The sequence below is a fragment of the Vibrio sp. EJY3 genome (assembly GCF_000241385.1).
GTDB lineage: Bacteria > Pseudomonadota > Gammaproteobacteria > Enterobacterales > Vibrionaceae > Vibrio > Vibrio natriegens.
The window spans coordinates 2047186-2064265 of the sequence record NC_016613.1 but is presented as its reverse complement, the minus strand read 5'-3'; the positions used below and the strand labels follow the sequence as shown (position 1 = coordinate 2064265).

Annotated in this window: 11 protein-coding genes and 5 pseudogenes; 10 read left to right on the top strand and 6 right to left on the bottom strand. The window is 42.3% G+C overall.

What is annotated here, in order from left to right; all coding sequences use genetic code 11:
• Positions 1–58: 58 nt before the first annotated feature.
• Positions 59–1312: an ABC transporter substrate-binding protein gene (locus VEJY3_RS09305; RefSeq protein ID WP_014232208.1), complete on the bottom strand. Its 1254-nt coding sequence runs from the start codon at positions 1310–1312 to the stop codon at positions 59–61.
• Positions 1313–1615: 303 nt separating this feature from the next.
• Between VEJY3_RS09305 and VEJY3_RS09300 the strand changes: the two genes are divergently transcribed.
• The 3 genes from VEJY3_RS09300 to VEJY3_RS09290 all read left to right on the top strand — a co-directional run bounded on the left by VEJY3_RS09300 (position 1616) and on the right by VEJY3_RS09290 (position 5594).
• The gene (locus tag VEJY3_RS09300) at positions 1616–2707 is read left to right on the top strand and encodes an ABC transporter ATP-binding protein (RefSeq protein WP_014232207.1); all 1092 of its coding nucleotides are present in this window, start codon (positions 1616–1618) and stop codon (positions 2705–2707) included.
• A gap of 507 nt (positions 2708–3214) precedes the next feature.
• Entirely contained in the window at positions 3215–3970 is a 756-nt protein-coding gene (locus VEJY3_RS09295; protein ID WP_014232206.1) for an FCD domain-containing protein, read from the top strand.
• 181 nt (positions 3971–4151) lie between these two features.
• On the top strand, positions 4152–5594 hold the full coding sequence (locus VEJY3_RS09290) for a 3,6-anhydro-alpha-L-galactose dehydrogenase (RefSeq protein ID WP_014232205.1): 1443 nt from the start codon (positions 4152–4154) through the stop codon (positions 5592–5594).
• A gap of 52 nt (positions 5595–5646) precedes the next feature.
• Here VEJY3_RS09290 and VEJY3_RS25970 read toward each other — a convergent pair.
• From VEJY3_RS25970 to VEJY3_RS26190, 3 genes and pseudogenes are all read right to left on the bottom strand, one after another.
• Positions 5647–5921: pseudogene (locus tag VEJY3_RS25970) on the bottom strand (integrase core domain-containing protein); the annotation flags it as partial.
• Between the two features lie 56 nt (positions 5922–5977).
• A pseudogene (gene ltrA, locus VEJY3_RS09280) lies at positions 5978–7488 on the bottom strand (group II intron reverse transcriptase/maturase).
• 778 nt (positions 7489–8266) lie between these two features.
• Positions 8267–8506 carry an IS3 family transposase gene (locus VEJY3_RS26190; RefSeq protein WP_374953215.1) on the bottom strand — a complete coding sequence of 80 codons (240 nt, stop codon included), beginning with the start codon at positions 8504–8506 and terminating at the stop codon, positions 8267–8269.
• Positions 8507–8660: 154 nt separating this feature from the next.
• Between VEJY3_RS26190 and VEJY3_RS25920 the strand changes: the two genes are divergently transcribed.
• The 6 genes and pseudogenes from VEJY3_RS25920 to VEJY3_RS09265 all read left to right on the top strand — a co-directional run.
• Positions 8661–9002 carry an IS110 family transposase gene (locus tag VEJY3_RS25920; RefSeq protein ID WP_014232202.1) on the top strand — a complete coding sequence of 114 codons (342 nt, stop codon included), beginning with the start codon at positions 8661–8663 and terminating at the stop codon, positions 9000–9002.
• Between the two features lie 51 nt (positions 9003–9053).
• Positions 9054–9701: an IS110 family transposase gene (locus VEJY3_RS25915; protein ID WP_202796685.1), complete on the top strand. Its 648-nt coding sequence runs from the start codon at positions 9054–9056 to the stop codon at positions 9699–9701.
• A 346-nt stretch (positions 9702–10047) separates the two neighbouring features.
• Positions 10048–10293, top strand: a pseudogene (locus VEJY3_RS24705) (DDE-type integrase/transposase/recombinase); the annotation flags it as partial.
• A 190-nt stretch (positions 10294–10483) separates the two neighbouring features.
• Positions 10484–10780 (top strand): transposase, encoded by a 297-nt coding sequence (locus VEJY3_RS25910; RefSeq protein WP_014232200.1) that lies wholly within the window; start codon positions 10484–10486, stop codon positions 10778–10780.
• A gap of 355 nt (positions 10781–11135) precedes the next feature.
• The gene (locus VEJY3_RS26185; protein ID WP_202796675.1) at positions 11136–11336 is read left to right on the top strand and encodes a transposase; all 201 of its coding nucleotides are present in this window, start codon (positions 11136–11138) and stop codon (positions 11334–11336) included.
• Between the two features lie 198 nt (positions 11337–11534).
• A pseudogene (locus VEJY3_RS09265) lies at positions 11535–11729 on the top strand (IS3 family transposase); the annotation flags it as partial.
• Between the two features lie 214 nt (positions 11730–11943).
• On the opposite strand, the pseudogene VEJY3_RS09260 reads toward VEJY3_RS09265, so the two are convergent.
• Positions 11944–12889, bottom strand: a pseudogene (locus tag VEJY3_RS09260) (IS110 family transposase).
• A gap of 199 nt (positions 12890–13088) precedes the next feature.
• Positions 13089–14678 carry a sugar porter family MFS transporter gene (locus VEJY3_RS09255; RefSeq protein ID WP_041170347.1) on the bottom strand — a complete coding sequence of 530 codons (1590 nt, stop codon included), beginning with the start codon at positions 14676–14678 and terminating at the stop codon, positions 13089–13091.
• Positions 14679–15883: 1205 nt separating this feature from the next.
• On the opposite strand from VEJY3_RS09255, the gene VEJY3_RS09250 reads away from it, so the two are divergent.
• Positions 15884–16645, top strand: a complete 762-nt coding sequence (locus VEJY3_RS09250; RefSeq protein WP_014232197.1) for a MalM family protein — start codon at positions 15884–15886, stop codon at positions 16643–16645.
• Positions 16646–17080: the final 435 nt, after the last annotated feature.

Sequence of the window (17080 nt, the reverse complement as noted above, 5' to 3'; positions counted from 1 at the left end):
CTCAATTAGCCTATGGGCAAAGACGGCAGCTATAAAGGTATAGCTGCCAAACAAGCAATTAACGTTTCGCGATATCGCGAGCTACAAGTGCGTCCCAACGCTCAAGAATCACGTTATAGTCTTGGCTTGGATTTAACATAAATGACATGATGTCATTCGTCATATCACGTGTTACTTCAACAGGCAGCGCACCGACAGGAAACGTTACATATTGCATAGCGTCACGCGCTTCGACATAATCTTTGGCAATATTCATTGGCAGACCTGAAGTACCACCAGTTAGTGTGGTCATTGCTGTATCTGCTTCCAAGAACAGTTTTAGGTTCTCGTCTAGAGTCCAGAAGTCGATCCACTTTTTAGCTGCGTCAACTTGCTTAGCATCTTTTGGAATTGCCCAACCAGGGCCAAGGTAATCTAGAGTGATACCTTTATCGCCATTAATCGATGGGAACGGTTTTAGAGAGAAGTTTTCTGGTAAAGAATCTTTAACAAATGGGTTGATGTTCCATAAACCCTGAGGCAGCATAGCGATACGGCCAGATTGAAATGTTGTCAGTGCCACCGACCATGGGTCTGTACCCGCACTAATTTTTGGATCGAAACACTTAGCATCAATCATTTGACGGAACGCCTCAAATGCGTTCTTCATTGATTGGTCTTCAGCGAATTTGATTTTGCCATTGTTAAACTGAGCTAAACGGTCTTGGCTAGGTACATCACCATCAGCAAGACCTAGTGCTAAGAAGAAAATGTAAGGTGTCCAAGCGCCGTTATTACCTGCAAGTAAAGTTGGTGTGATGCCTTCATTATTTAGCTGCTTACATGTAGCTGTAAACTCAGCAACGGTTTCTGGATACTTTGTAACACCCGCTTTGTCCATTAAGTCATCATTAACATAGATACCCATGCCGGAAACTTGAAGCATTGCGTAGTATACATTGTTGTCTAAGCCAAGATGTGCTTGTAGACCAGGTTGAATACGTTCAACGAAAGCTTGATCACCAATTTCCATTAGCTGACCGGCCCCACCCCAGTGTGTGATAAACTCGCGGTCAACCATGATGACATCCGGTGGGCTACCAGCCTGGAAACGTGCTGGAATGCTGGTTACCATGTCATTACGCGCCATGTAATTAAGACGAACTTTAATGTCAGGATACTGCTGCTCAAACTTTTCGATTAGAACTGGAAAGTTTGCAACTTCTGCTCCTGCGCCCTTCCAACTAGCGACTTCTAGTTCGACTTTATTTGCGCCAAAGCTAGATGCTGAGAGAGTAAGAGCTGTTATAGCTGCAAGTTTTGTTAGTTTCATTGTTACCTTCCTTTATGGTACTCGATGAATAAATAAGTTTACTCACCAAGGATCTTTGTTATTTGCCATTAAAATTTAATTGGAATACCAAATTTAGAGGTAAGATTACCAATTGGTTGATGATTAATGTGTGATTGGCTTCAAATTAGCTGGATTAAGCCGCTAGTATGGTTTGTCTGTAGCAACAATTATGAATTCAATCACAATTACGGACTAAATTACCAAAAACCTATTAACCAACGCGGTATGTTTAAGTTATTTTGGTTGATAAGTTGAGGTGTTTAAGAATTTAAGGCTCAGAAAATGGCAGATATCAAACTATCAAACGTTAAAAAGCGTTTTGGAAAAGTACAAACAATTCACGGCGTTGATTTAGAAATAGATCACGGAGAGTTCGTCGTTTTTGTTGGCCCATCGGGCTGTGGTAAATCAACTCTCCTACGTTTAATCGCTGGTCTTGAAACTATATCCGATGGTGAAATATTCATTGGCGGTAATATGGTGAACGACGTTGAACCTGCTGAACGTGGTATCTCAATGGTATTCCAATCATATGCGCTATACCCTCATATGACGGTTGAAGAGAATATGGGGTTCGGCCTCAAGATGAATGGGGTATCTAAAGATCAAGTGAATAAGCAGGTATTACTTGCGGCTAAAACACTTCAGCTGGAGCCACTCTTAAAGCGTCGACCAAAAGAGCTGTCGGGGGGGCAGCGTCAGCGTGTAGCGATTGGTCGTGCTATTGTCCGTAACCCAAGTGCTTTCCTATTTGATGAGCCTTTATCGAATCTTGATGCAGAGCTGCGTGTTGAAATGCGCTTACAAATAGCTCGTTTACACCAAGAAATTGATACAACTATGATCTACGTAACGCACGACCAAGTGGAAGCTATGACGCTGGCTGATAAGATTGTTGTTCTACGTGATGGTCGTATTGAACAAGTTGGCTCACCTTTAGAATTGTATAATAAACCAATCAATATGTTTGTTGCTGGTTTTATTGGTTCACCAAAAATGAACTTTATAGATGGCGCAATCACAGAAGTTGACAAAGAGTTTTTGAATGTTCGTCTTGCCGACGAACAGATTATCTCTATTCCGATGAAGCAGCAGAGTGGTTCAAAAGTAGGTGATCTCGTGAAAGTTGGCATTCGACCTGAACATATTCATGTTGAGGAAGAGAAGGGGAATGTGACGATTCGTTTTACAAGTGAAGTGGTTGAGCGCTTGGGTAACAGTACTTATCTATTTGGCCAGTATGCAAAGCAAGAGGGGTTCATTGTTCACCACCCAGGCGACAAAGAGGTGAGCGCATTCGACAACATCGACCTTTACTTTTCTGTATCGGATTGTCATGTGTTTGATGAGAGCGGGATCTGTATTAGCAACTAATTATTAATACGATGATTGTAAAAGGCGGCTGGGGTAAGCAAATCTCTAGCCGCGTTCTGGTGTACCCCACAGGTCTTTTCCAACCGAGTTTAATTCGTCACAACAGTAAGTTGTAAGGAGTTACTTACAACTAAAAGAGAATAAATGATGGTGGTGAGGGATATAAGAAATTCCTAAGCATGGCGCTCAGGGCCAAATTACAGATTGTGCCTCCATGTTCTTACCTGCTATAGCGTTCCAGATCAATGGCATTTGGAAGATACATCACGGTTGATTCTTAATCTAAATCATTTTTCTTTTTTGGTAAACCATTGCTGGGTTTTAATCCAAAATTGGTTTGGCTTTATTTGAGGCCTGTCTTATTATAAGAGAAATTTCGAGGGTTATACTGGTTATCTAGGGATAAATATGTCACTTTGACCGTATATCAAACGAAAATGAGAAAATTAGAAGTTAACATCCTTACTAGTTGTTGACCAATGGTAATGGTTTAGGACAGAAATGACTATGGCTAAACACGCAAATAGACGAAGATATTTTGATGTAGGTAAACAGATAGAAGAGCTTTTGTACTCTGGGGAGTTTAAGGCCGGGGAAAGGTTACCTTCTGAAAGGGAACTGAGTGAGCGTTTTGATACCAGCCGCGCGACTATTCGTGAAGCAATCATCATGTTAGAACTTAAGGGATTAATCGCTGTAAAACAAGGGGCTGGAATTTACTTTATAGATTCTCCTGACAAGACTTGCAATACACTATTAACTCCAATAAGTGACATAGGGCCATTTGAGCTTTTGCAAGCCAGACAAGTCATAGAAAGTAATATAGCTGGGTTTGCTGCCACACAGATCAAATTCAATGAACTTCAAGCTTTAAAGAAAGTCGTTGCACAACAAGAAAATGAACTTAACGGTGATAGTACAAGGTTTGAAGAACTTGACCAAAAGTTTCATCAGATGATCGCGGAATCGACTCAAAACCGAGTTCTAATCAATCAAGCGAACCAAATGTGGAGCACTGTACGCATTCATAACCCACTTTGGCGAGAACTAAACCATAAATACCTTCATGAAACAGAGCTGAAAACCGCATGGGTTGAGGACCATAAGCAGATTCTTATCGCGTTGCAAAAACGTTCTGCAGAAGAGGCTAAGATTGCAGTTTGGCGTCATATAGAGAACAGTCGGCAGGAGTTGATGAAGCTGGTCAATAACGAAGAGTCTTCTGCTGAGTTTGATGACCTTTTTTTTGCGCAAGATATTTAGTCACTACCTAGAATTACAACCATTTATTGTGTTTGACAGAGAGCGTTCTGCTCTAAAATACAAAATTTTGATTTTGCGCACGCTAAATTGGTTAAACTGTGGTTATATTGTGGTGGACCGGTTTTTTTTTGGCTGTCTATTTTTTAAAGGCGGCTATCACTAGTTTAGAGTAGGAATAACTATGAAACGTTACCAAATGTACGTTGACGGCCAGTGGATTGACGCTGAGAACGGCAAAGTTGATCAGGTTATTAACCCGTCAACCGAAGAAGTGCTTGCTGAGATTCAGGATGGTGACCAAGATGATGCTGAGCGCGTTTTAAGTGTGGCTAAACGTGCACAATCTGACTGGAAACGAGTGCCCGCGCGTCAACGTGCTGAACTGTTGAGAAAGTTTGCTCAAGAAATCCGTAATAACCGTGAGCATCTTGCAGAGTTACTCGTGAGCGAACAAGGCAAATTATACCGAGTTGCGTTGGGGGAAGTCGATGTAGCTGCATCTTTTATCGAATACGCCTGTGACTGGGCTCGTCAGATGGATGGCGATATTGTTCAATCTGATAATGTGAACGAACATATCTGGATTCAAAAAATTCCTCGTGGTGTCGTGGTCGCGATCACTGCATGGAATTTCCCATTTGCATTAGCAGGTCGCAAGATAGGACCAGCACTGGTTGCGGGTAACACTATTGTTGTTAAACCAACCTCTGAAACTCCGCTAGCAACGCTAGAGTTAGGCTATATTGCTGAAAAAGTAGGTATTCCTGCAGGTGTACTCAATATAGTTACCGGTGGTGGAGCAAGCTTAGGTGGCGCTTTAACTAGTCACCGTTATACAAATATGGTCACTATGACAGGTTCAACACCCGTTGGTCAGCAGATAATCAAAGCATCTGCGAATAACATGGCTCACGTTCAACTAGAGCTCGGTGGTAAAGCACCGTTCATCGTAATGGAAGATGCTGATCTGGAGCAAGCTGCTGCCGCTGCACTACATTCACGCTTCGACAACTGTGGTCAGGTATGTACATGTAACGAACGTATGTATGTGCACTCTAGTGTCTACGATGAATTCATGGCGATCTTTATGGAGAAAGTCCAAAATATCAAAGTGGGTAATCCTATGGATCCAGAATCTGATATGGGTCCTAAAGTAAACAAACGAGAGCTTGATCATATGGAAGCATTAGTCGCGCAGGCATTGAAAGAAGGCGCGCAACTTTTGCATGGTGGCAAGCGCCTTACGGAGGGTGAGTTTGGAAAGGGCTTCTGGTTTGAACCCACAATCTTAGGTAATGTTCAACAATCAATGACGATTGTTCATGAAGAGGCATTTGGTCCAATTCTTCCTGTTATAAAATTCGACACTTTTGAAGAAGTCATTGATTACGCAAATGATAGTGAGTATGGCTTGGCAACTATGATTTGTACGCGAAATATGAAGTATGTACATCGCTTAACTCACGAGCTTGAATGTGGTGAGATTTATGTGAACCGTGGTCATGGAGAACAGCATCAAGGTTTCCATAATGGATATAAACTGAGCGGAACTGGTGGTGAAGATGGAAAATATGGCTTCGAACAATATTTAGAGAAGAAGACATTCTATGTGAATTTCGACTAAAATAGTCGAGATAGTAAGTGGCCCCGTCCTAATATGAGTTGACACTCTCTAACTAAAACGCTCGATGTGCTTCATCGAGCGTTTTATATTTTAAAGCCGCATTTGATAATAGCTCTCTACAGATTCTGCAACCATTTTTCTTGCTTCTTCCAGATCTTTCGGTTGCCTAAGAAAGAACCTCTTTTTGAGTATTCCATTTACACGTTCTGCTAGTGCATTCTGATAGCTGTCATCGCCGTCATTCATCGACCAACCGATAACTTTTCGTGAGTAGAGATCGATGACTACGGCTAGATAAAGCCAGCCTTGCCAGGTCCTAAGTAGAGTAAGAGACAGAGCGTAGTCGAACTATCTCTCTGCAATCCTCTCCGAACCGTATGCGCTTAGTCAAGGCCAATGGCCATAGCAACATCTGAATATCTCGAAGTAACCGTGTTTCTGGCTTCCGTCAGAAGGTAGGGATTGGTTGCTGGAAGACGCCACTTGAACGGCATCTTTTGGCTACTCACAAGCCGGAGCAGGGAGATACCACACAGATGCCCGTGATTCGTTTTACCGAAGAGCACCCATGTTTTGGCCTTCTTCGGCTCCGGTCGCTTACACCATTTCTTCAACAGTGCTTTAATACGACATTTGTACTTGCGTGCCAGCCAGTGCGCTAGCTTCCAGAACACCACTCTGTCTATCCGTCCATAAGTCATAGCAGGGCGATAGAACTGCGACCATCCACTGAGCTTCTGGTTTATCTTCTCGACCTTGTCTATCATGCTGCAACTAAAGTCCCCTGAAAGCTCTTTTACTAACGCGTGAGTGAATGGTTTCGCCTTAACCTTCGGTATTGTGGTAACGACTCGCATGTTTCCTCTAGGACCACGTTTTCGGATAATCCGATGCCCCAAGAAGACGAAGCCATCGTTCACGTGTGTGATATGGGTTTTCTCCATATTTAGAGTGAGCTTTAACTTCCCTTCAAGGAACTGTCGACTTTCGTTTCGGATATTTTCAGCATCTTGTTTTGTCCCTTGGACTATGAGAATAAAGTCATCGGCATAACGACAGTAGGCAACCGCTGGTTGCCACTGCCAGTTATTCTCAATTGCTGAACGGCGTCCTATTTTTATGCTGTTGTTTAGATACCATCGATCTTTGCGAGCTTTCTTACTCAGATGGCGTTGATGAAGATACTGATCGAACTCATTAAGCATGATATTCGACAAGAATGGAGAGATGACGCCGCCCTGAGGTACACCCTGTTGCGTTGCACAGAACAAGTTTCTCTCAACATGCCCTGATTTGATAAAACGCCAGAGTAAATCAAGAAAACCATTGCAGCTTATCCGCTTACGCACACACTTGATCAACAGTCTATGGTGTACGGTATCGAAGTAACTCGATAGGTCACCTTCGATTACCCATCGACCACGAGTGTCTGTACTGTCAGCGAGCTGTAATCTGACTGTGTGGATCGCATGGTGGACGCTGCGCTCTGGTCTGAAGCCATAAGATAATGAGTGGAAATCATTTTCCCATATCGGCTCCATTGCCATCAGTATCGCCCGTTGGACTATGCGATCACGCAGGGTTGGAATGCCCAGCGGGCATTGTTTCCCATTTGCTTTAGGTATATAGATGCGTCTAGCGGGCATAGGCTGGTAATTACCGGATTGTAGTTCCAGCTTGAGCTTGCGTAGATAGTCGCCCAATTTCCCTTGCAGGTGATGTTTAGTCACACCATCCACTCCCGGTGTTCTGGCTCCTTTTGAAGAGAGTGTTTTCTCTGCCGCATGGCATAGCCAGTCAGGATGAGAGATTAGTTGAAGCAGACGTTGACCCTACGGGTTTTATCGTCTGCTGCCCATGTTGCTAGCTTGTGTTGCATTTCACTGATTATCAAAGGTCTTCACCTTGTTACAGTCAGCTAGTTCGCTGACACAAGTTGATTAAACTGTTCTCCTGCGCCATGTAATGGGCTTTCCCCATCTCAGACTACTACGAGAACTCCGCCAGTCTGTTTGTCGTCGGGGGCATGCTCCCTATACATTCAAACAGACCTTCCCCGGTTTACCTATCTGAACTCAACCATATTGGGGTGGATGCTGATCGCAGTCTTTAACCTTATCGTTCTGTAAGGTGATGATGCTAAGAAGCTGACTTGTGGTGGCACTTCTCTCCATTGCTGAGGTTTACATATCCTCATTAAGTCGGTGTATTTGATCTTACTTGTATCAATCACACAGCATCATACCGCCTGATAACTCGTGTAGACGGTGGCGACATTTCAGCCCATAGATGCGGGTTAATCAGTTCATGTTCTTCATCCGTCCAATACTCAGTCTAGAAGAGCATCTTGGCTTAACGAGTTCGCCTCACTCTCCGTTGTCAGCGAGTTACATCACCTTACCAGCATCGGTAAGTCACTGTCGCTCAGACTCATACGCTGTCACAACCCAGCGTATCCACAGGCACTTAACTCCAAGTATCACAGTCTGTGGATTTCAGATAGACTCGTGGTTCAATTTAAGCATCCATGATAGCCCTGAACTCCGGGCACACTGTAGGTAATATCAGTTACTCACGATTTATCAGGAGCACTGACCTCAAACTGTCGGTTTAAATGATTGGGCATAATGATTGAGGGACGACCATAACCATAATTTCGGTGTATCTTATAGTTACGTATCGCTCTTATACCCATAATTTTTCATAATCTTAAGCACTCGATTAGGCCCACAACATTCGCCGAGTTCTTTAAGATCTAGAGTAATTCTCCGATAGCCGTAGATTCCATCGCTGGCATCGTAAGAGCTACGGGTCAACTCGAGTAGTCGCCGATCTTCAATAGCGCTTTGTGATTCTGGTTCATGCAGCCATGCATAATAGCCTGCTCTTGTTAGCCGCAACACAAGACACATCGTCATGATTTTAAACATCTCAGAGTGCGCCAGAATAAACTGATACTTTATTCTGGCAGGCTTGCAAAGTATCTCGCGGCCTAAAGGGATGGTCTGCTCCTCCCTCTGATATCTATACTCAGCAAGGGAGATCGCAAAAGCAAGGAGACCGACCTTGTCTAGTTCAAATGCGCATATCTACGGTATCAACCTAGGAAAAAACTGGTTTCACATCGTAGCAATGGAACGCCAAGGGCATATTCTTTGGCGGAAGAAGCTCAATCGGAGTCAGCTTAAAACCTTTGTGGTTAACACTCCACCTACAATTGTAGCGGTTGAAGCTTGTCCGGGTTCTCAATACTGGGGAAGATTGTTTAATGATGCAGGGTTCTCAGTAAAAATTATTCCCGCTCAGTTTGTTAAGCCGTACTTAAAATCAAACAAGAATGACTTCAATGATGCTGGCGCAATCGCTGAAGCAGGCAGCCGTGGCACTATGCGTTGTGTTTCCCTATAGACACACGAACAACTTGCCTTACAAGCGACTCATCGAGTAAGGCAGCGTTTTATTGTTGAGCGCACAGCTACTGTGAACCTGATGCGGGCATTGCTATTTGAATACGGAATTACAGTTCCTGTAGGTCGCAAAGTCTTCGAACGCAACTTGCCCAGCATCTTAGACGATGCGGAAAATGTACTTCCCGACTTTATTCGTGCTTTAGTGTTTCGCTTGCGAGAGCGTTGGCAACATATTGATGTTCAAATTGATGAAATGAGCGAGCAATTACAACATGCCTCAATTGCGTCTGAGAAGTGCCAACTTATATACAGCGTTCCAGGTATTGGACCAATTGCCGCGACGGGGTTAATTGCAGCTGTTGGTTCAGGTACTCAATTTAAGCGAGGTCGAGATATGTCAGCATGGTTAGGCTTGGTTCCCAGACAATACTCCACAGGCGGGAGAAGCAATCTTGGCGGTACAAGTAAAAGAGGTAACGTTTATCTACGTAGTCAGGTGATACAAGGGGCTAAAGCATTAAAGATACATATGAAGCGAGACAAATCCGCACTCGGGCCGTGGATAGCCAAGTTAGAGGCGACACATCATCACCATGTTGTTTTAATTGCCTTGGCTAACAAGATAATGAGTATTTGTTGGAAGATATTAACCTCGGGTCAGGAGTATCAACATTATCCTATTTCGGCTGTGAAATAGCATATAACGAATTATATTTTCAATAGATTTTGCGAGAAACAAGCTGATGACAGAAGCGTTAAACCCACGATGTTGAAGCCTGGCTAAAAAGCAGTCTTTTATGACTGAGCGCTTTATTAGGACAACAACGTGCGGATCCCATCAAGGCCAGAACACTAGATGGTTCACAAACAGGCCGGATACATTGACGCAAACGTATTCTGACTGCGAGCTTTTACTTGCAAAAACGGAGCAGACCATACATTTTTTAAAATATCTCGCTCTTCTTCAGTCTGTTTTAAAAGCCCCTTAAGCCGGAGTATTTCTTTTTTCGCTTATAATAATTCATTTTCATCTTTAGGGCGAGTGGAGTTATCTCGCCGTGGTACTTGACCTCTTTAGCCGACGCGTCGTGGGTTGGTCTCGATCGGATAAGCCTTATGCAGAATTAGTTTCTAAAACCCTAGATATGGCCTGGGAGCAAAGAGGTGGGCCTCAGAACGTGATGTTCCATTCAGACTAGGGATGCCAGTACAGCAGTCGTAAATTTCGTCAAAGACTTTGGCGATATCGTATAACCCAAAGCATGAGTCGTCGAGGTAACTGTTGGGATACTGGGATTAGAATATAAATACAGGCTGTTTGTAATGGCCCGTGCTGGGATTGACAGAAATGTCTTTGTGTTGACCTGTCGTTCAAAGAGTCTGTTCAATTCTATCGACTCAGTTGTGCCCTAATAGGAGCTTTGTATTGCACCTCCAGTGTCCCGTCCTGCTGGACGATTCACACGGGAGAGTGGTTAAATGAACAGTAATGACCCCCGCTATAAATTGTATTTGGGCGTAGATACTCATCTGGAACTTCATGTCGCAACACTTATCAATGAGCTTGGACAAGTTGTTAAGAGTAAAGCATTTAGTGCCAACCTTTCAGGTTATCGTGAACTCTTCGCATGGTGTAAATCTTATGGTTTCCTTCAAAAAGCAGGTATAGAAGGTACAGGAAGCTATGGCGCAGAACTAACAAAATACCTGATCAAGAACGGATTTAACGTATATGAAATTATGCGCCCAAACCGAATGGAGCGGCGGCTGAAATGAAAAACAGACTGTATAGACTCAGAAAATGCGGCTAGAAGCGCGTTATCTGATGAGGCAAAAGTTATTCCTAAAAGCCATGCGGGGCCAGTTGAATCATTGCTAAGTCTGCTGATGACTCGTAATAGTGCGGTAAAAGCAAGAACCCAAGCAATGAACCAAATTCGAGCACTTCTTGTCTCGGGTCCTGATGAGCTAAAACAGTCCCTATCTCTGCCGAAACCAGGGGCGTGTGCCACGGCATGCTTAGTCCAATTAGTAGTGAGCCATTAATGATTTCGCTTGTACTGCTAGCACAACGGTGGAACTTTCTAGATGAACAAGTAAAAATACTTGATAAAGAGTTAAAAAATTAACTTTGAGTTCGGCTCAAGACCTTGTATCAAGATTTGGAGTTGGTGCAAATGTAGCAGCAACACTTCTTGTTGCTGCTGGAGATAACGCTAATCGATTGAGGAAGGAATCATCGTTTGCGGCATTATGCGGTGTTGACCCAATTCCTGCTTCATCAGGCAAAACTACTCGTCATCGGTTAAATCGTGGGGGGCCGCAGTGCTAATAATGCTTTCTGTACTGTAGCTATGGTAAGAATGCGTAGTGATCCCAGAACGAAAGACTATGTTGCACGAAGAACGGCTGAAGGGTAATCAACCAAGGAAATAGCTCGTAACTTAAAACGTTATATAGCGAGAGAGCTATTCCCACTCATCCTGAAAGATCTAGCGAGATTGGCTTGACATAGGAGCGTCACTGCTCAATGGAGAGGCTATTTAGAAGCCTGAAAACTGAATGGGTACCAGCAACGGGTTACTTGACCCAATCTCAAGCAAAGAAAGATATCAGCTACTATTTGATGGACTACTACAATTGGCAACGGCCTAATCAAACAAATGATGGACTGTCGCCAGTCAATGCCGAAAATCGGCTTAAATCTGTGTTCGGAAGTTCTTGACCATATATGGACGCCTCAGCTTTTACAACACTTTTGAATGATTGGTTCACTACCATTTATTCGGCGTCGTTACAGGCTCTTTCGCCTGCGCCTTGATGTAAATCCGAAAACTATTGCCTAATCACTACATCGGCATTTAATGCATCGGTCAACTCAGGTTACAATAGGTACGGTTAACCGTTTATTCATCAGTGTATGTAAACTTTCTTGAGGTTTATACAAAGGCTTTGTTTACGTCAAAGTCATGGCTTCCTGTTAATATTTTCCATGCTATACGAGCTAGTTTATTCGCAAGTGCTACCACAGCTTTATGTTTACCTTGTCTGACAGCTAAAGCGTTGAACCATTGCCCAAGTTTATCTTGCCGTTTGTTGGCAAAACGCCCTACAGCCCTCGCGCCATGAATAAGTAACACATGCAGATAACTGCCTGCCATTTTTTAATTGTAGACCTGAACCTATCTCACTAATAAAACTCGCTGTTACTAATGGCCCAAATCCAGGAATTGAAAGCAATGCTTCGTATCGGGGTTGATTTTGACAAAGAGCATTTAATATAATGCTCGACTTGATCTATTCGATAATTTAAAGCGCATAAATCATCATATAGGGGCTTAAGAAGGCTACGGAGAGTATACGAAAGATCGTTGCTTCCATCTTCTAAAGCTTCTATCAGGGACACTTGCAGTTTTATTCTTCCGACACTAAAAATAACGCCAGATTCACCTGCTAAACTGCGAATTTGGTTTACGGTCGCCGTTCTGTTTTGGACTAAGCGGACCCGAACACAGCGTAATGATTTAATATCTTGTTGATCTACCGTTTTTATAGGCATTTTATGGGTATTAGGTCGAAAAGCTGCTTCACATATAGCAAGAGCATCATTCGCATCGTTCTTTTGGCTTGAGACAAATGGCTTAACATGTTGGGCTGGAATTAGCTGAACATCGAAGCCTAACTCTTTGAATTTCCTCCCCCCCATTAGTGAGAGGTCCCACGCGCTTCCATTGTAATTAAAGTTCCTTGAGGAAATTGCCTTACTTTATCGAGTAGCTTATTGCGTCTAACTTTTTGATTACTACTAAATGAATGATCTACAAGACAAACACAAACCTGAAATACATTTTTGGCTAAATCAATTCCAACAACTTTTATATCCATAATGGCAGCCCTTTAGGTTTACTATCAGTATCAAGTTTGGCAGATACCTCGAAACTTGAGTGCTGAGGCGTCCATCACATCACTACAGTTCAAGCAATAATGCTAAATGGAAGTGTGTTTGAGTCGTACGCGATCTCCTACGGATTTGTGAGAGAGATGAGGCGATATCGCCTCATTCTACTCGATATTTCAACCGGAATTAACGAGACATGTTGACAGAACCTGTATGGTGCTCGAGGTTATCAGGTGCGAGCAGTAGTTCAATCTCTTCAATGGATTTATCTTTCGTTTCAGGCAGCATTTTAGCAATCAGTGCGAGACCAATGGCGCTGAACACCGCGTACATAAGGAAGGTGTTGCCTGCACCGAAGTTGGCAAGTTGCCAAGGAAAGAACTGCTGGATAAGATAACTTGCGATACTGGTGACTATGGCGGATACCGGGATTGCTGCGCTTCGTACCGAATTCGGAAAAATTTCCGAGAATAGCACCCACATAATAGGTCCAATGGAGATGTGGAATGCAGCGATAAAGCCCAGAATACCAAAAAGAACTATATATGGGTTAACGCTAATAGCAGTTTCGATAATTTGACTTTCATAGTGATGAAGATCTTGATCGTTGTAAACTGCTGATAGAGCTTCTTTAAACTCAACGTCGTTATTGAAGGATTTACCTTGTAGTATTTCCAATGGCTTAGCGTTAATATTTTCGCTAAGCGTAACTATTTTCTCTTCATTGATAGAGAACGTTGCGCTGTTGAATCCGTACCAACAAGTCACGTGGCTTAACATTGCGGTAACGAGACCAATAAGCAGCAAAGGACGGCGACCAAATCTATCAATAAACAAAATAGCCAACAGAGTAAACACTATACTAGTTAAACCGATATAGATAGATTGCTGGTATGCTGCATCACCACCGAAGCCAATCTGTTCAAACACGGTTGGAGCATAGAACAAGATAGCGTTCATACCAGTAATACCTTGTACAACAGCGATGATTATACCAATAATTAGGGAGGTTTTATATTTTGGTGTAACCAAGTTTTTTAATTGGTCAACAAAAGGAGTTTGTTTGTCGTCAACCATATTGGCGTTGATGTTCTGGACCGTATCGATGATTTCTTTTGGTGAATACAGTTTGCCTAATACCATTTTTGCTTCTTGTGAACGTCCCTTGAGGATAAGCCAGCGTGGTGACTCAGGTACAGTAAACAACAGACCAAACCAAACCAGTGCTGGGATAAGCTCAGAACCAAGCATGGTACGCCAGATCCCTTCTGGTGAGAGCAAATAAAAACTCTCGCTTGTGTTAATAACAAGATAGTAGTTGATAAAGTAAGCTGCTGACAGGCCTATAACTATATTGAGTTGATTGCCTGAAACCAACTTACCGCGTAGTCTTGAGGGTGCCACTTCGCCAATGTACATCGACGCCAATGACAGTGAACTGAACGCCAAGCCCCCGATAAGGCGAGATGCAACTAGCATCTCATAGCTAGTGGCTAGTGCTGAGCCAAGCGCAGATAATAGGTATAGGCCCGCGATCAGAATAAGTGTGTTCTTTCGACCCCAGGCATCGGCTATCTTACCCGCAAAAAATAATGCAATGATTGCCCCTAGGCTTGGTGCACTTACGACTGTACCGACTTCTAGGTTTGACAGGCCGAACTCTAAAGTAATGTAGCGTATTGTTCCCGAAATAATAGCGGCATCTAAACCGAAGACAAAGCCACCCAGCGCGACTATTAGCGCATATCGAATGGCATTTTTAGTATGTAAATCCATATAGGTATCTTGTTTGACTGTAACTGGTCGTCCAATTTTACATTTTGGTGAATCAAATTCCGTGTTTTTGATCACAAATAGTAGTTCGATGTTGTCCTTTATATGATTTCTGTTGGCCGGTGGCATATTCCGGAGCAATCCACCCTCTGGTTTACAGGTTGTCCGAACATTATTTTCGGAATAAACCAGCCCACTTTTCCTTTAATTATGGAATCATTGTCAAGTCGAACGAAACGCTGTCTGCTGATCAGCGCCAAAAAGATTATGCAGTTCAACCTTGCGTTCAAATACGATTGGATCTCAGGTATCCAAGAGCACCGTGCCTAACTAAACTTTATATATCAAAGTAATATTTGCCGCATCTGTCGTGATGTGACGGATGCCCCTCCAACGGCGTTCAAGCCACAACCTCGTTATAAAGCGTTACTATCTGTTCCTAGTTTAACTATTTGGTCAAGCGGAGAGGTAAAGTAAAAACCATTGTGGCATTGGCGAATTAAGATAGCTCGAATCAGTTGGCGAATTCTCACGGGTAAAGATGATTTCAACTTATCCCTTACGTTTAGGGTTGTATAGGTTGAATTAAGTACTAAATATAACCAACATATAAGTTTGCAAACACTGCTGAACAAACGGTCACCCGTCCCTGTCAAAACCTGAAGTTGACCATGGAACGCTTGAAGAAACACGCATAGTGACGTCGTATATATGGCATCGAACTGCACATTCATCAGCATCGCAAAAAACGAAGCCTCTAGAATAAATAACCGAGAAGAGGAATGTTCAGTTTTCCTAAACTTGATTGTAACAAGAGTTCGGTAGATTTACCGTCAAATCTACAGCGTAATAAAGCTTACTTCCGTAGTTTGGTCAGTCATTCTAAACGAAGGATGCCTGTATGAATGACAACAAAGCGAGCTCGTTTGTACTGATTATGTTCCTACTTTGGTTCCATCAGTAATTAGTACTTGCTCGGTAGCTTAGTGGAGTTTGGACCCTCCCACAAGATTTAGCATCTACCTCCATACACTAGATATGAACTTAAGATTAGAGAGAAAAGCAATGTCTTCCTCAATACTAAGTTTATTCTGTTAGAAATGTTGTTTGATATTGGCAACATTTTTTAAGTTAATAATCCAATCCTGTTTAATTGGTCCTATATGTGTAAAATAGAGTAGAACAATAAGTAATGGAGGTGTATACCAATGCTGAGAAATTTACTAATGACAGGGCTGATTTTAGGGTGTTTAAGTGGGTGTCAGACTGTTAATCATGTTTTTATGGGAAATGAAAAAGTCGAGCAATTAAGTAACAAAACATCTAACTCTTTGAAGGAACTCAATGCTTTGTATGTAGAAAAAGGAGATTTATCTGAAGTTAGTATCCAGCAGCAAACGCAGCGCTTAAAGGCTTATGGTGTAGATAGTCCTGTTGCTTTGTATGAGTTGCCATCAAATTATGAAATATTAGATCTAAAGATACAAGCTTACTATGATTCAAAAATATTTGCTCCTTCAGTTTTAGTTATTGATAAAAAAGGTAATATTTTATCTCGCATCCCTAATGAACAGTTCCAATATAAATCTGGAGATCTATTTCAAACTTATCGTCAAGAATCTAACGTGCGTGTAACTCCTCAAGTCGCTGATATTCCAATATATGTCATTGTGTATACGACCGCGCAAGATGCTAGCAGCAGTAGCCGAATTTGGGTAAAGAAAGATAGAACTATGGAAGAAGAAGAAGTTGTGATTCCACATAGTTATACAGGAAGGGTTGCGATTGAATTTGATGCCTTGGGCAAATTCGATACCGTGATATTGGCGAATGAAAATGGTTTAGAAGTTAAGACATTGGAATACAACACGAACAAGTTTGAAAACCTTTTTGACGAACTTCGCCATACTATAAAACAAGGAAACACTCAGAAAGCTCTTGATTTAGTTGATCAAATTCAAAAACTATAGTTGTTATTTTATTGGTCAGCGTTACGTTTATTGGTGATTAATTGTTTTTTAAAGACGTATTTTTTAAAGATGCGACGTTTTCGTCGAATGTATTCCTCTGAGCTTTTCGAATATAAGTGAGGTAGGTAAGAATACAGTGAGTACTCATTACCAAATAACTGAGGATAAAAGTATAAAATATCTAACTTATTCGTTGTAATACAATGTGTAGGTTGCTCTAACACACCAACAATGATGTAGAGAGCTGGCAGCAATTTTGGTACAGAATCATCGTTTGACGGTGAACGTAAGTTACAGTTGAGTAGTTTCATAAACAACGAGATATTGGCGTCACAGAGTCAAGGTTATCTTGATGACTTGGACTCATACAACATGCCAAGAGATAATATCTTTTGGCATGCTGTAAAAATATTAAAGGTGGATTTTGTATTGTAT

Coding starts and splice junctions, on each gene's coding strand:
- VEJY3_RS09290 (WP_014232205.1), top strand. CDS start 4,152: ATGAAACGTTACCAAATGTACGTTGACGGCCAGTGGATTGACGCTGAG.
- VEJY3_RS09295 (WP_014232206.1), top strand. CDS start 3,215: ATGGCTAAACACGCAAATAGACGAAGATATTTTGATGTAGGTAAACAG.
- VEJY3_RS09300 (WP_014232207.1), top strand. CDS start 1,616: ATGGCAGATATCAAACTATCAAACGTTAAAAAGCGTTTTGGAAAAGTA.
- VEJY3_RS09255 (WP_041170347.1), bottom strand. CDS start 14,678: ATGGATTTACATACTAAAAATGCCATTCGATATGCGCTAATAGTCGCG.
- VEJY3_RS26190 (WP_374953215.1), bottom strand. CDS start 8,506: ATGTGTCTTGTGTTGCGGCTAACAAGAGCAGGCTATTATGCATGGCTG.
- VEJY3_RS09250 (WP_014232197.1), top strand. CDS start 15,884: ATGCTGAGAAATTTACTAATGACAGGGCTGATTTTAGGGTGTTTAAGT.
- VEJY3_RS09305 (WP_014232208.1), bottom strand. CDS start 1,312: ATGAAACTAACAAAACTTGCAGCTATAACAGCTCTTACTCTCTCAGCA.
- VEJY3_RS25910 (WP_014232200.1), top strand. CDS start 10,484: ATGAACAGTAATGACCCCCGCTATAAATTGTATTTGGGCGTAGATACT.